General features: G+C 65.6%; 13 protein-coding genes. 11 read left to right on the forward strand and 2 right to left on the reverse strand.

Annotation, left to right across the window (positions count from 1 at the left end):
* The first annotated feature begins 49 nt into the window (after positions 1 to 49).
* The 3 genes from RT551_RS04760 (at position 50) to RT551_RS04770 (ending at position 3,268) form a co-directional block, all read left to right on the forward strand.
* Positions 50 to 331, forward strand: coding sequence for a YfhL family 4Fe-4S dicluster ferredoxin (locus RT551_RS04760; protein WP_282297235.1), 282 nt, complete (start codon positions 50 to 52; stop codon positions 329 to 331).
* Positions 328 to 2,064, forward strand: a complete 1,737-nt coding sequence (ggt, locus tag RT551_RS04765) for a gamma-glutamyltransferase (protein ID WP_313456054.1) — start codon at positions 328 to 330, stop codon at positions 2,062 to 2,064. The genes RT551_RS04760 and ggt overlap by 4 nt, the downstream gene beginning before the upstream one ends.
* A 316-nt stretch (positions 2,065 to 2,380) precedes the next feature.
* Complete coding sequence (locus RT551_RS04770) at positions 2,381 to 3,268, forward strand: MBL fold metallo-hydrolase (RefSeq protein WP_313456055.1); 888 nt, start codon at positions 2,381 to 2,383, stop codon at positions 3,266 to 3,268.
* Positions 3,269 to 3,371: 103 nt separating this feature from the next.
* On the opposite strand, the gene upp is transcribed toward RT551_RS04770, so the two are convergent.
* A complete protein-coding gene (gene upp / locus RT551_RS04775; protein ID WP_313456057.1) occupies positions 3,372 to 4,007 on the reverse strand; it encodes a uracil phosphoribosyltransferase in 636 nt (211 codons plus the stop codon).
* A 140-nt stretch (positions 4,008 to 4,147) separates the two neighbouring features.
* Here upp and RT551_RS04780 point away from each other — a divergent pair, with 140 nt between their 5' ends.
* The 6 genes from RT551_RS04780 to RT551_RS04805 all read left to right on the forward strand — a co-directional run bounded on the left by RT551_RS04780 (position 4,148) and on the right by RT551_RS04805 (position 12,369).
* Positions 4,148 to 6,691, forward strand: a complete 2,544-nt coding sequence (locus tag RT551_RS04780; protein ID WP_313456059.1) for a TonB-dependent receptor — start codon at positions 4,148 to 4,150, stop codon at positions 6,689 to 6,691.
* Positions 6,688 to 7,794, forward strand: coding sequence for a phytase (locus RT551_RS04785; protein WP_313456060.1), 1,107 nt, complete (start codon positions 6,688 to 6,690; stop codon positions 7,792 to 7,794). The genes RT551_RS04780 and RT551_RS04785 overlap by 4 nt, the downstream gene beginning before the upstream one ends.
* Positions 7,794 to 9,170: a metallophosphoesterase family protein gene (locus tag RT551_RS04790; protein WP_313456061.1), complete on the forward strand. Its 1,377-nt coding sequence runs from the start codon at positions 7,794 to 7,796 to the stop codon at positions 9,168 to 9,170. Before RT551_RS04785 ends, RT551_RS04790 begins: the two co-directional genes overlap by 1 nt.
* Positions 9,171 to 9,232: 62 nt before the next feature.
* Positions 9,233 to 9,850, forward strand: coding sequence for an inorganic diphosphatase (locus RT551_RS04795; protein ID WP_313456063.1), 618 nt, complete (start codon positions 9,233 to 9,235; stop codon positions 9,848 to 9,850).
* A 271-nt stretch (positions 9,851 to 10,121) separates the two neighbouring features.
* Positions 10,122 to 11,537, forward strand: a complete 1,416-nt coding sequence (locus RT551_RS04800) for a deoxyribodipyrimidine photo-lyase (RefSeq protein ID WP_313456064.1) — start codon at positions 10,122 to 10,124, stop codon at positions 11,535 to 11,537.
* Between the two features lie 136 nt (positions 11,538 to 11,673).
* Complete coding sequence (locus RT551_RS04805; RefSeq protein ID WP_313456066.1) at positions 11,674 to 12,369, forward strand: OmpA family protein; 696 nt, start codon at positions 11,674 to 11,676, stop codon at positions 12,367 to 12,369.
* A gap of 211 nt (positions 12,370 to 12,580) precedes the next feature.
* Here RT551_RS04805 and RT551_RS04810 read toward each other — a convergent pair whose 3' ends face one another.
* Positions 12,581 to 13,600: a LysR family transcriptional regulator gene (locus RT551_RS04810; protein ID WP_313456067.1), complete on the reverse strand. Its 1,020-nt coding sequence runs from the start codon at positions 13,598 to 13,600 to the stop codon at positions 12,581 to 12,583.
* A gap of 142 nt (positions 13,601 to 13,742) precedes the next feature.
* On the opposite strand from RT551_RS04810, the gene RT551_RS04815 reads away from it, so the two are divergent.
* Complete coding sequence (locus RT551_RS04815) at positions 13,743 to 13,970, forward strand: hypothetical protein (protein ID WP_313456069.1); 228 nt, start codon at positions 13,743 to 13,745, stop codon at positions 13,968 to 13,970.
* A partial coding sequence (locus tag RT551_RS04820) for an NAD(P)-binding domain-containing protein (RefSeq protein WP_313456070.1) occupies positions 13,967 to 14,169 on the forward strand: 203 nt, incomplete at its 3' end. The genes RT551_RS04815 and RT551_RS04820, both read left to right, overlap by 4 nt.

Raw genomic sequence — 14,169 nt, forward strand, 5'->3', positions numbered from 1 at the left:
CACGGCGTTGGCCGGCTTTCCTTTGCCGGCACTGGCGTGGAGTAACGCCATGTCGCTGAAAATCAACGAGCTCTGCGTCAACTGTGACGTATGCGAGCCGGCCTGTCCCAACCAGGCCATTTCGATGGGTGAAACCATCTACGTGATCGACCCTGCACGCTGCACGGAATGCGTGGGGCACTTTGACGAGCCGCAGTGCGTGGTCGTCTGCCCGGTGGAATGCATCGATCCCGATCCGGACATTCCGGAAACCCAGGAACAATTGCTGGCCAAGCTGTTTGGGCTGCAGCGTGATCATCCCGAACTCTATGTGGAGTCTCCGTCCGAATGAAAACCCCGTCGCGTCGCTGGTTGTTGCTGGTCCTGCTGTGGACCCCGTTTGCCTGGGCGGCCCAGCCGGCCGCCACCACGCTGGCCAAGCACCCTGACGGTGCCGCCATCGCCAGTGGCCACCATCTGGCCACGGAAGCGGGCATGGAGATCCTGGCCAAGGGCGGCAACGCGTTCGACGCAGCGGTGGCGGTGTCCTCGACCCTGGCGGTGGTGGAGCCGATCAGCTCCGGGCTGGGCGGTGGCGGCTTCTTCCTGCTGCATGATGCGGCCACCGGCAAGGACGTGATGCTGGACGCGCGCGAGACCGCGCCGGCGGCGGCGACCCCGGCGGCATTCCTCGACAAGAACGGCAACCTCGACCGCGACCGCTCGGTCAACGGTGCCTGGTCGGCGGGCATTCCCGGCCTGCCGGCGGCGCTGGTGGAACTGTCGGCCAAGCACGGCAAGCTGCCGCTGCAGACCTCGCTGGCCCCGGCGATCCGGATCGCGCGTGACGGCTTCCCGGTGTATGCGCGCATGGCCAAGGGCTATGCCTCGCGCCGCGAGGTGATGGAGCGTTACCCCGGAACGCGTGATGTCTACCTGCGCAACGGCAAGCCGATTGCGGAAGGCGACGTGTTCAAGCAGCCGGAGCTGGCGCAGACGCTGGAGCGTCTGGCCGCCGGTGGATTTGACGGCTTCTACAAGGGCCAGACCGGCAAGCTGCTGCTGGCCGGGGTGAAGCAGGCCGGTGGGCGCTGGACGGCGGAGGAGCTGGCCGGCTACCGGGTCAAGCAGCGCGAACCGATCGTGTTCAACTACCGCGACTGGAAGATCACCACGGCGTCGCCGCCGTCGTCCGGCGGCATCGCGCTGGCGTCGATGCTGCAGATTCTGGAAGGCTGGGACATCAAGCAGATGGACGCGGCGCACCGCACGCATCTGGTGGTGGAAGCGATGCGCCGCGCGTTCCGTGACCGCACGTTCTTCCTGGGCGATCCGGACTTCGTGCAGATTCCGCAGAAGGTGCTGACCAGCAAGGATTACGCGCAGGGCCTGCGCGCGACCATCCATCCGGAGAAGGCGACGCCGAGCGACCTGCTGTCGGGCAACCCGACGCCGCTGGAAGACGACGAAACCACGCACTTCTCGATCATCGACGGGCAGGGCAACCGCGTGGGCGCGACCCAGACGGTGAACCTGCTGTATGGCTCGGGTCTGATTCCGTCGGGCACGGGCGTGCTGTTGAACAATGAAATGGACGACTTCGCGCTGAAGCCGGGCACGCCGAACGCGTTCGGGGTGATGGGTTACGAGGCGAATGCGCCGAAGCCGGGCAAGCGCATGCTGAGCTCGATGACGCCGACCTTCATGGAGTCGTCGGACAAGGTGGTGGTGCTGGGCACGCCGGGCGGCAGCCGGATCATCACGATGGTGCTGCTGGGGGTGCTGGGCTACGACGATGGCCTGGACGCACAGCAGGTGGCGGCACTGCCGCGCTTCCACCACCAGTGGCTGCCGGACGTGATCGAGGCGGAGAGCAATACCTTCGACGAGGCGACGATCAGGCAGCTGCAGGCAATGGGCCACAAGATCGACCTGCCGGGCAACAGCGCGGCCGGCGGCCGCGGCTCCAGCCACGTCTGGGGCAACCTGCAGACGGTGGAATGGAACCGCGCCAGCAACCAGCTAAGCGTCGGCAGCGACCCGCGCAACCCGGTCGGCTCCGGCGCAGTCTCGACGTCCCCCTGATTGCGTGGGATCCGTAGAGCCACGCCATGCGTGGCTGCTGCTGGATTCATGCGAACAACCCACGGCCATCGTATCTCTGCTTTGGCGGGTCGGGGTGGGTTTGCGGGGGACGCCGTAAACCCGTCCATGGGGGCTTGGTCGCCGCATCCATGCGGCTCACACCCCCGCAAACCCACCCCGACCCACCTTCGACAGTGGGTCGGTGGCCAACGGAAATCAAAACCGCCTTCCGCTGGTCCCCAACGTCCCGCCCAGTGGATGCTCCATCCCGCCACGCCTATCGAATTATTAACGCGCGCCGCCGGATAATTTACCCATGAAACTATGGTCGATCCGCGGTAACTCACAGAAGCTCGATGGCGGCGCGATGTTCGGCAATGCGCCGCGCGCGGTGTGGGAGAAATGGGCGGCACCGGACGATCTCAACCGGATCGAACTGGCCTGCCGTGCGCTGCTGGCGAGCCCGCTGGCGGGTAAGACGGTGCTGTTTGAAACCGGGATCGGTGCGTTCTTTGAACCGAAACTGCGCGACCGTTATGGCGTGCAGGAATCGCGGCATGTGTTGATCGAATCGCTGCGCGAAGCGGGGTTCGAACACGAAGACATCGACGTGGTGGTGTTGAGCCATCTGCACTTCGATCACGCGGGCGGCCTGCTGGCACCGTGGAGTGAAGGGCGTGGGCTGGAACTGCTGTTCCCGAATGCGATCTTCCTGGTCGGTGCGGAACACTGGGCGCGTGCGCTGCAGCCGCATCCGCGTGATCGCGCCAGTTTCATTCCGGAGCTGCCGCAGCTGCTGCGCGACAGTGGGCGATTGGAGATTGTCGAGGGGCCCTACTCGAAGGCACTCGGGCAGAGTGTGCGTTTCAGCTTCAGTGATGGGCACACGCCAGGGCTGATGCTGGCCGAGATTGTCGGGCCGGAACGGGTGGAGGGTGAGCCGCGGGGCGGGGTGGTGTTCTGCGCCGACCTGATTCCTGGCCGGTCATGGGTGCACGTGCCGATCACGATGGGCTACGACCGCAATGCGGAACTGCTGATTGACGAGAAGCGCAGCTTCCTGGAAGACAAGCTGGCGCGCAACGTGCACCTGTTCTTTACCCACGACCCGCAGGTCGCGCTGGCGCAGGTGGTGCGCGACGAGAAGGGGCGGTTTGCCACCGCCCATGAGCTGGGTGAGCTGAAGGCCCGCGCGTTGGCGTGAGATTGCAGGCACCGCGATGACACGCATGGCGTGTCACTACCGGTCGGTCGACCAAGGGTCGTAGTGACACGCCATGCGTGTCATCGACCCGGTCTGAACCGTCCTATCCCGCCACGCGCGTACCGAAAATACGGTCGCCCGCATCGCCCAGCCCCGGCAGGATGTAACCCTTGTCATTGAGCTGCGCATCAATGGCAGCGGTATAGATCTCCACGTCCGGGTGCGCGGCCTGCACGGCGGCGATGCCCTCCGGGGCGGCAACCAGGAAAATGCCCTTGATCCGGCGTGCACCGGCGCGCTTGAGCATGTCGATGGTGGCGATCAGGGTGCCGCCGGTGGCGAGCATGGGGTCGAGGATCAGCGCATCGCGCTCTTCCAGGCGGCCGGTCAGGCGCTCGAAGTAGGGCACCGGCTGCAGGGTCTCTTCGTCGCGCTGCAGGCCGACCACGCTGACGCGGGCGGCAGGAATCAGCGACAGCACGCCGCCCAGCATGCCCAGGCCGGCGCGCAGGATCGGCACCAGGGTGATCTTGGCCCCGGCAATGCGCTGCACGGTGACCGGGCCAGCCCAGCCGGCCAGGGTGTGGGGTTCGGTCTCGAGGTCAGCGGTGGCCTCGTAGGCCAGCAGTTCGCCCAGCTCGTTGGCCAGTTCGCGGAAGTCCTTGGTGCTCAGGGACGCGTCGCGCATCAGGCCGATCTTGTGCTGCACCAGCGGGTGGCGGACTTCAACGATTTTCATGAGAGGTAACCAGAACGGGGATTAAGGCCATTTTAGCGAACCCCGGTCGCAAACCCTCACACCGGGTTTCTGAATGTCATGTTCATGAAACCTGACGGACATACCGTGCTGACCCAATCTTTACACCGTTGGGACTTCCCGTGCAGAACAAATCGCCGTTGGGGCTGGCCATCAGCCTGTCGTTGCTGGTCATGTCCACCACCCCCGCGCTGGCTGCCGGCGACGTTGCCGCCAGCGGCAATGCCACCGACCTGGACCGCATCGAGGTGCGTCCGCAGCTGGAGTCGCAGACCCGCGCGGTCGACCTCAAGCGCAGCAGCGACGCGATTGAAGACGCGGTGTCCTCCGACTCGCTCGGCGTGTACCCGGACAAGAACGTGGCCGAATCGCTGCAGCGCCTGCCGGGCGTCAGTGTCACCCGCGACCAGGGCGAAGGCCGCTTCGTGGTGGTGCGCGGCCTGGATGCCAACCTCAACAGCGTCAGCGTTGATGGCATTGCCATCGGCACCCCGGAAGATTCCAGCCGCGCTGCGCCGCTGGACGTGATCCCGTCCGACTCCACCGAGCGCCTGCGCGTGGTCAAGTCGCCGACCCCGGACATGCCGGGCGACGCCATCGGCGGTGCGATCCTGGTCGAATCGGCCTCGGCGTTCGACCGCGACGGTCGCAGCCTGCGTGGCAAGATCGAAGGCAGCCACCAGCAGCTGTCCGGTCACACCAGCCCGAAGGCGGCATTCAACTACAGCGAAGTGTTCGCCGACACCTTCGGCGTGGCACTGGGCGTGAACTACCAGAACCGCAAGTTCGAATCGGACAACTCCGAAGTGGAGTACGACGAAGTCGACGGTCTGGCCGAGGGCGAACTGTTCCCGATCAGCCTGCAGCACCGCAAGTATGAGATCGAGCGCAAGCGCGTCGGTGCCAACCTCAACTTCGACTGGCGTCCCAGCGAGGGCAACAGCTACTACCTGCGCACCCTGTACAGTCAGTTCGACGACGCCGAAACCCGCCAGCGCACCATCTTCAACTTCGGCGATGGCGAGATCACCGCGCTCGGCGATCGCCGCTACCAGGTCGACGAGCTGCCGGCCGATGCGATCCAGAAGCGCATGCGCTACCGCACCAAGAAGGAAAACACCTTCGCTGCGAGCCTGGGCGGTGAAAACCGCCTGACCAATGCCGTGGTTGATTACAAGGTCGGTTACACCCGTACCGAAGAGCGCGTCAACGACGAGATGGAAGCGCGTTTCGAGTACAACGGTGACGACCTGGGGGCCACGGTTGACCAGAACTCCGGCATTCCGCGCTACACGCTGACCGATGCCAGCTGGATGGACAACGGCAACTACGACTTCGACCGCGTGGTGCTCTCGCCCAAGCGCGTGGATGACGAAGAACGCAGTGCGCAGATCAACGTGCGCTTTGACGGCGACCATTCGAGCTACAAGTTCGGCCTGCTCGGCCGCTGGCGCGACCGTGACGTGAACATCGACGAGAACGAGCTGCGCGTCGGCCCGGACATCGCGCTGTCCGACTGGACCACCTCCACCCCGGATCATCGCGGTGGCAGCCTGGGGCAGGGCATGAGCTCGGACGCGATGCGCCGTTACTGGTCGCAGTTCGGCAGCCAGTACAGCGCCCGTCCGCAGGACGTCGGTGCCAACGCCATGACCTCGCTGGAAGAAGACTACACCGCCAGTGAGGACATCTTTGCCAGCTACGCCATGGGCACCTGGGACATTGGTTCGCTGCGCGTGATCGGCGGCGTGCGCGTGGAAAACACCCAGGTCAAGTCCACCGGCAACAGCATTGATGTGGCCAGCAACGGCCGCAGCTACACGGTTACCCCGATCAGCGCCGACAAGAGCTACACCAACGTGCTGCCGGGCCTGCACCTGCGTTATGACGCCGGCAGTGACTGGGTGCTGCGTGCGGCCGCCAACAAGACCGTGTCGCGCCCGTCGTTCGGCGACGCCGCGCCGCGCATAGGCTACAACCGCGGTGACGAGGAAGTCCGCCTGGGCAACCCGGACCTGGATCCGTACGAATCGAAGAACCTCGACCTGTCGATGGAGCGCTACATCGGCAGCACCGGCATCGTCTCGCTGGGCCTGTTCCACAAGTCGATCGACGGGTATATCGTCAACACGGTCAGCAACGACGATCCGGCGTATCCGGACTTCGAGGTCACCCGCGTGATCAATGGCGACAAGGCCAAGGTGTTCGGTGCCGAATTCAACTGGCAGCAGCAGCTGAGCTTCCTGCCGGCCGGCTGGGACGGCCTGTTGGTCGGGGCCAGCGGCACCTGGCTGGACACCGACTTCAACCCGGGCCTGGCGGATCGCGAAGGTGACGACTTCACCCTGCCGCGTGCGTCCAAGCATGTGTACAGCGCGCACGTGGGCTACGAAAAGGCCGGCTTCAGTACCCGTCTGGCCGCGGTGTACCGCAGCGAGTACCTCGACACCCTCGGCGACAGCCGCGCCTTCGACATCTACGTCGCCCCCAACACCCAGCTCGACTTCAGCCTGGACTACAAGATCACCTCGAACGTGAGCGTGTACTTCGAAGCCCAGAACCTGCTGGACAAGCCGTTGGAGCTGTACCAGGGCGTGCGCTCGCGCACGTTGCAGAACGAAGAGTATGGCCGCACCTATGCGCTCGGCCTGAAGGTGCAGCTGTGATGCGCGCGCTGCCTGTACTGAGCCTGCTGGCGGTTGCATTGCTGGCAGGCTGCAAGCCTGCCGCCGCGCCGGCACCTGCAGCCGACCCCGCTGCGGCCACCACCGGTCGCAGCATCGCCACCGTGGCCGAGGCCTTCCAGACCCCGATGACCCCGGCCGACAACATCGACTCGCCGGCCAGCTGGACCTCGCCGGAAGGGCAGGTGTGGCTGATCGCCACCGCCAAGGCCACCGACAAACTGGTGGTCTACGACGGGCAGACCGGCGCGCACCTGCGCGATGTCGGCAGCCTCGGCACCGCGCCGGGCCAGTTCGACCGTCCCAACGGCATCGCCGTGATCGATGACCTGGTGCTGATCGTGGAACGCGACAACCATCGCGTGCAGGTGCTGCAGCTGCCGGACTTCACGCCGCTGGGCATCTTCGCCACTGACGACCTGCGCAAGCCCTACGGCCTGTGGGTGAACAAGCAGGCCGATGGCTACGACGTGTACGTCACCGATTCCTACGACGCCGGTGAGGACGCGCAGGGCAATGACATCCTGCCGCCGCTGGCCGAGCTTGACAAGCGCGTGCGCCGCTATGCGATGAAGGTGGCTGATGGCAAGGCGCAGGCTACCCTGGTGTCGAGCATCGGTGACACCGGAGAAACCGGTGCACTGCGGGTGGTCGAATCGATCTGGGGCGACCCGGCCAATGACCGCCTGCTAATTGCCGAAGAAGACGAAACCTACGCCAGCGAGTTCAAGGTCTACACACTGGAAGGAAAATTCACCGGCACCACCTTTGGCCGTGATGCATTCAAGGCCCAGGCCGAGGGCGTGATGCTGCGCACCTGCGGCAAGGACGGCTGGTGGATTACCACCGAGCAGGGCAAGCAGCGCAGCGTGTTCCACCTGTTCGACCGCCACACGCTGAAGCATGTCGGCGCGTTCCAGGGCAACACGGTGGCCAACACCGACGGCATCTGGATGGATCAGAGCGCCTCGCCGCGTTTCCCGCACGGTGCACTGTACGCCGTGCACGATGACCAGGGCGTGGTTGCCTTTGATTGGGCCAGCGTGGCCAAGCAGCTGTCGCTGCCGTTGGAGTGTGCGAAGTGATGGGTGCACGTGAGTGTTTGACGGCGCTGACCTTGGCGCTGCTGTTGTGCAGTGGCGCAGCGTCTGCGAAGACCGCGACCCAGGTGGAACCCAACACCCAGGTGCCGGCGGGAAATCGTCACTACGCCGCCACCGGCTTCCCGGACCGTATCGTCGCCTCACCCGCGCAGGACGCCGCGCATGGCTTTGGCGTGGCCTGGCGCACCGATACCTCGGTCAGCGCCCCGGTGCTGGAATGGGTGGTCGCCGGTGACTCGCCGGATGTCGGCAAGGTCACCCGCGTAACCGCGACCACCACCGCGCTGCAGACCGAGAACGGCAGCTCGCACCATCACCGTGTGGATGTCACCGGCCTCGCCCCGGACACCCTGTACCTGTGGCGCGTGCAGGGCAAGGACACCTGGAGTGCGTGGAATCAGCTGCGTACAGCCGGCTCTGCCGAGCAGCCGTTGACCGTGTTGTATTTCGGCGACACCCAGAACAAGAACCTCAGCCATGTCTCGCGCGTGCTGCGTGCCGGCCTCAAGGCGGCACCGGATGCGCGCCTGAGTCTGTTCGCCGGCGACCTGGTCAGTGGCGGTGATGGCCAGGACGACAGCGAGTGGGGCGAGTGGTTCGCTGCTGCCGGCTGGCTGCCGCAGGAGACCGCGGTGGCACCGGCGATCGGCAACCACGAGTATTTCGAGGAATTCGAGGACACCCCGCAGGAGCGCCGCGTGCTGGGCAGGCACTGGCCGGTGACCTTCGCGCTGCCGCGCAACGGCATCACCGCCACCGACACCAGCACGTACTGGTTCGACTACCAGGGCGCACGCTTCGTGGTGCTCGACGGCACCTCCGCGCTCGACCTCGGCACCGCCCGGAGGCAGGCGCAGTGGCTGGACAAGGTGCTCACCGGCAACCCCCAGCGCTGGACCATCGTGATGCTGCATCAGCCGTTCTATTCGCCGCGCGAAGGGCGTGAGAACACCGCGCTGCGTGAGGAGATTCTGCCGGTGGTGCTCAAGCACAAGGTGGACCTGGTGCTGCAGGGGCACGACCACACCTACGGCCGTCGTGGTGAAGGCCAGCAGGCCACCCCGCAGTACGTGGTCACCGTGGCAGGACCGAAACAGTACCGGGTGTCTGATGAGGCGAGGGCGACCATGGCTCCCGTGGGAGAAGACACCCAGCTGTTCCAGGTGCTCACGATCGATCCACAGCACCTGCGGTACGAAGCAAGAACCGTCACCGGCCGGCTGTACGACGGCTTCACCCTGGACCGCCAGGCCGATGGCAGCAAGCGCAAGACCGAGTTGACCGAGGGCCGCATCGCCCCCCGCGACTGCGCGCGCAGCCAGACCCTGAAGGGCCGCGCCGACCGTTGCTGGGAGTGATCCGGCTTCACCCGGATCTCCGTACCGCCGTAGAGCCACGCCCTGCGTGGCTGGAGCCAACCATGCCCAACCGCCTTCTCCCCCTCGCCGCCATCGCCACCGCCCTGCTGCTCCTCACCGGCGCCAGCTTCGCCGCCCCCACGGTCCTGCACCCGTTCCTCGCCGCACAACCAAAGAACGCCCCCGAACAGGCCAACCTCGCCGTAGAAATCCCCGCCGGCAGCTTCACCAAATACGAGATCAAGGAAGACGGCCTGGTCCACGTCGACCGCTTCCAGTCCATGCCGGTCGCCTACCCAGCCAACTATGGTTCCATGCCGCGCACCCTGGCCGGCGACAACGACCCGCTGGATGCGCTGGTGCTCACCCGTGAACCCCTGCACCCCGGCGTGATCATCACCTTCCGCCCGATCGGGTACCTGAAGATGATCGACAAAGGCGAGCAGGACGAGAAAGTCATCGGCGTGCCCACCGACAAGATCGATCCCACTTACGCCAACATCCGTGATCTGAACGACCTGCCGGAGATCGAGCGCCAGCGCATCGAAGCCTTCTTCCGGGTCTACAAAGACCTCCCGGAAGGACGCAACCCGGTGCAGCTCAACGGCTGGGGCAATGCCGCCGAAGCGAAGGCGCTGATCACCGAATCCATGAAGCGGTTCGAGTCCTCGTCCCGCTGATCGTTGATCGGGAATCGGGACCGGTAGGGTCGCACGACAGTCGACCGCCGATAACAGATCAACGCTCAGGTAGGCATGACTGTTGATCGGAGAGGCTTCTTCGACGAAGTCCATGCGTCAAATCGCCGATCAATGCTGTCGGCCGTCGTCTGTCGACCGACGCTACCAAAGCTGGGGCATCTCGGTGGTGCGGGGCGCAGGCCCCGGCTCGTGCCGGATTTTTCACCCGCGATCCGTATCATCACAGCTCTTTCCGCTGTGGTCTTCGCCCGTGTCGTCAGCTCTGGTCTGGTTCCGTCGTGATCTGCGCCTGCAGGACAATCCCGCTCTGCACGCCGCACTTGAAGCCGGGCACACGCCCGTTCCGGTCTACATCCACGCCCCGCATGAAGAGGGCAGCTGGGCACCGGGCGAAGCCTCCAACACCTGGTTGCATCGGTCACTGGCCGCCTTGGACGCCGACCTGCAGGCGCGGGGTTCCGCACTGGTGCTGCGCCAGGGGGACAGCCAGGCCGAACTGGCCGCCCTGATCGCCGAAACCGGCGCGGAGGCGGTGTACTGGAACCGCAAGTACGAACCGGCCACCCAGCCGCGCGATGCCACCATCAAGCGCGAACTGCGCGAGCAGGGCATCGACGCGCAGAGCTGCAATGGCAGCCTGATGTTCGAACCCTGGGATCTTGCGACCCAGCAGGGCGGGCCGTACAAGGTGTTCACCCCGTACTGGCGCAACGCGCTGACCCGGCTGCACATTCCTGCGCCGATCAAGCTGCCGGACACACTTCCCGCGCACGACACCCGCAGCCTGCCACTGGCCGACCTCAAACTCACGCCAACGCTCAACTGGGACCAGCAGTTCTGGGAGCACTGGCAACCGGGCGAAGCCGGCGCGCAGGAAGCGCTGACCGTGTTCGTCGACGGCGCGCTCAACGGCTACCGCCAGCAGCGTGATCTGCCTGACCGCGTCGGTACCTCGCTGCTGTCTCCGCACCTGCATTTCGGCGAAATTTCGCCCTGGCAGATCGTGCGCCGATTGGAATCAGAACGCAGTGCCGGTCGCGATGCCGACATCGATGGCTACATCCGCGAGCTGGGCTGGCGGGAGTTCTCGTACCACCTGCTGCATCACTTCCCGAAAACCCCGGAGCACAACCTCAACCCGCGCTTCGACAGCTTCCAGTGGGCCCGCGACAATCCCACCCAGCTGGCCGCCTGGCAGCAGGGCCGCACCGGGATTCCCATCATCGACGCCGGCCTGCGCGAGCTCTGGGCCACCGGTTACATGCACAACCGCGTGCGCATGCTGGTCGCCAGCTTCCTGTGCAAGCACATGCGCCAGCACTGGCTGCACGGTGCCCGTTGGTTCTGGGACACCCTGGTCGACGCCGACCTGGCCAACAACACCATGGGCTGGCAGTGGGTGGCCGGCACCGGGGCGGACGCCGCGCCGTACTTCCGCATCTTCAATCCGGTGACCCAGGCGCAGAAGTTCGATCCCAATGCGCGCTACATCACGCGCTGGGTCCCGGAACTGGCAACGCTGCCAGTCAAGGCCCGCTTCGCGCCCTGGCAGACCCCGGATCTGCTGGCGCAGCATGCGCCAACATACCCGGCGCTGCCGATCGTGGACCTGGCAGCCGGTCGGGATGCCGCGTTGACGGCCTACCGGCGCACCGGCGGCGAGTAAAGCGCGCCCTCGCGGCTCCAGACAGCTACCTGAACAGAACACCCCTTGGTGCCCGATTCATCATCCCGGCATCGCGCGCGCGTGTTTATGCTTCAGGCCGTTCGCACGCCGCCGAAGCGGCTTTGAGGAGAAACCCATGAAGCTTTCCGCACCCCGCAATGTGGCCCTGGCCCTTTTCACCGCCGCTGCCCTGTCGGCCTGTGCCACGGGCGGCTCCTATGTGCAGAGCGACCAGTATGGCAACCCGACCCAGCAGCAGAGCCGCACCGGCCGTAACGCGCTGATCGGTACCGCGATCGGTGTGGCCGCCGGCCTGCTGACCGGCGACAGCGCCACCGAACGCCGCCAGCACGCGATGGTGGGTGCGGGTATCGGCGCACTGGCGGGTGCCGGCGTCGGTGCCTACCAGAACCGCCAGGAAGCCGCGCTGCGCCAGCGCACCGCCAACACCGGCATTGACGTGCAGCGCCAGGGCGACAACATCGTCCTCAATCTGCCGGATGGCATCACCTTCGACTTCGGCAAGTCGGCGCTGAAGCCGCAGTTCTACGGTGCGCTCAATGGCGTGGCCAGCACCCTCAACGAGTACAACCAGACCATGATCGAAGTGGTCGGCCACACCGACAGCATCGGCAGCGATGCGGTCAACAACAAGCTTTCGAAGGAACGCGCTGATTCGGTCGCTGCGTACCTGACCGCGCAGGGCGTGCAGCCGGTGCGTATTGAAACGCTGGGTGCGGGTAAGGCCTACCCGATTGCTGACAACAGCACCGACGCGGGTCGTGCCAAGAACCGCCGTGTTGAGATTCGTGTGATTCCGTTGCAGCAGTAACCGCTTCGCGGTTATTGCTGCGATGCGCAGCATCGCAAAAATGCCGCCTGAAAAGGCGGCATTTTTTGTAGAGCCGGGCTTGCCCGGCTGCTGTTGGGTTCTCGCGAAAAGCCAGCCGGGCAAGCCCGGCTCTACGGTGCATCGTCACTGGGCAAGACACCCATGGCGTCAATCCGTCATCGTCACCGCGCATGACACGCATGGCGTGTCACTACGCCGTCACCGTCTCCAGAATCCGCTTGCCGGTCTCCTGCAGTTCCGCTTCCACCTGCGTCTGCTGCTGCTTGGCCAGCTTCGCCGCCGGGCACTGCGCCAGCATGTAGTTGGCGTCGAAGTTCAGCTTCTCCACCAGAAAATCAACGAACACGCGCACCTTCGGCGACACCAGCCGACCGCCCGCGAACACCGCGTTGAAGTCCACTTCCGGCCCGGTCCAGCCGGCCAGCACGCGGCGCACCATGCCCGATTCGATGAACGGCTTGGCCATCACGTCGCCGGTCAGCAGCAGGCCTTCGCCGCACACCAGTGCACCGTTCAACGCCGACGGATCATTGGCCACCAGCAGCGGATTCACCGGGAAATCGCGCAGATCCCCGCCGTTCTCACCCAGCTGCCAGAAGAAGCGGTTGTTGTTGAGATTGCGCGCCTTGCGCATCGCCAGAATGCGGTGGAACTGCAGTTCGTCCGGATGCAGCGGCTCGCCATAGCGCTCGATATAGGCCGGGCTGGCAAACACCTGCGTGCGCAGGCTGCCCAGCTTGCGCGCCACCAGGTTCGAATCCGGCAGCGCACCGACCCGCAGCGCGAGGTCTGCTTCGCCGGCAATCAGGTCCAGCTTCTCGTTGCCAAGGTGCATGTCCAGCTGGATCTCCGGGTACTGCGCATGGAACTGCCCCAGCAGCGGCGCGATCCAGGTGATGCCGATGGAGTAGGGCACGGTGAAGCGCAGCCAGCCACGCGGGCCCGACTGCAGCTGGCTCACCGCGCCTTCGGCTTCTTCCAGCTCGCGCGCGATGCGCTGGCAGTGCTCGTGGTACACCGAACCCGCCTCGGTCAGGCCCAGTCGCCGCGTGGTCCGGTGCAGCAGGCGTGCGCCCAGCCGCGTTTCCAGTTCCTGCACCTTGCGGCTGACCGTGGTCTTGGGCAGGCCGAGCGCGTTCGCAGCTGCAATGAAGCTGCCTTGCTCGACCACTTTGACGAAGATCAGCGTGTCGTTGAGATCGTGGGCCATGACGGAGTCCAGGTCGGGGGTGGAGAGATAGTGCCCGAAAGATTGTGCCGGGTACGGGACGATTATTCCCCTTAATCCGGACTAATCAAGGGGGAGTTTGAGGACTAATCTGCCCCCATTCCCGAACTGAAGGACCCTGGCCATGCGCCTGCGGAACATTCTCGGCCACATCTTTGGTGGCCACAACACCTCGCTGGACCTGGCCATGACCGTTGAAAAGCGCCCGGGTCCGTTCTCCGACAAGGCTTTCCGCGAATTCACCCCGGCTCCCCGGGCCCAGCGTGGCGGCACCGTCCGTCTCGCTCCCCGTCAGCCCGGCCGACTGGCCGGAATTGGGATTATCCCGGTTGCGGGAGTGAAAGTCCCATGAGCGGGACGCTGGCCCCCGAAGTACTGGTGCTGGGCGGCACCGGCAACGTGGGGCAGGGTATTGTCGCCGCGCTGCTGGAAGCCGGCAGCCCGGTGCTGGTGGTCGGCCGCGACCCCGGCCGGCTGGCCGCGCTGCGCGAGCAGTTCGCTGACGAGCCCGGCCTGGAGACAATGCTGGGCTCGGTGGCGGACGACGGCTC

It is taken from the genome of Stenotrophomonas sp., from assembly GCF_032103445.1.
Lineage (GTDB): Bacteria > Pseudomonadota > Gammaproteobacteria > Xanthomonadales > Xanthomonadaceae > Stenotrophomonas.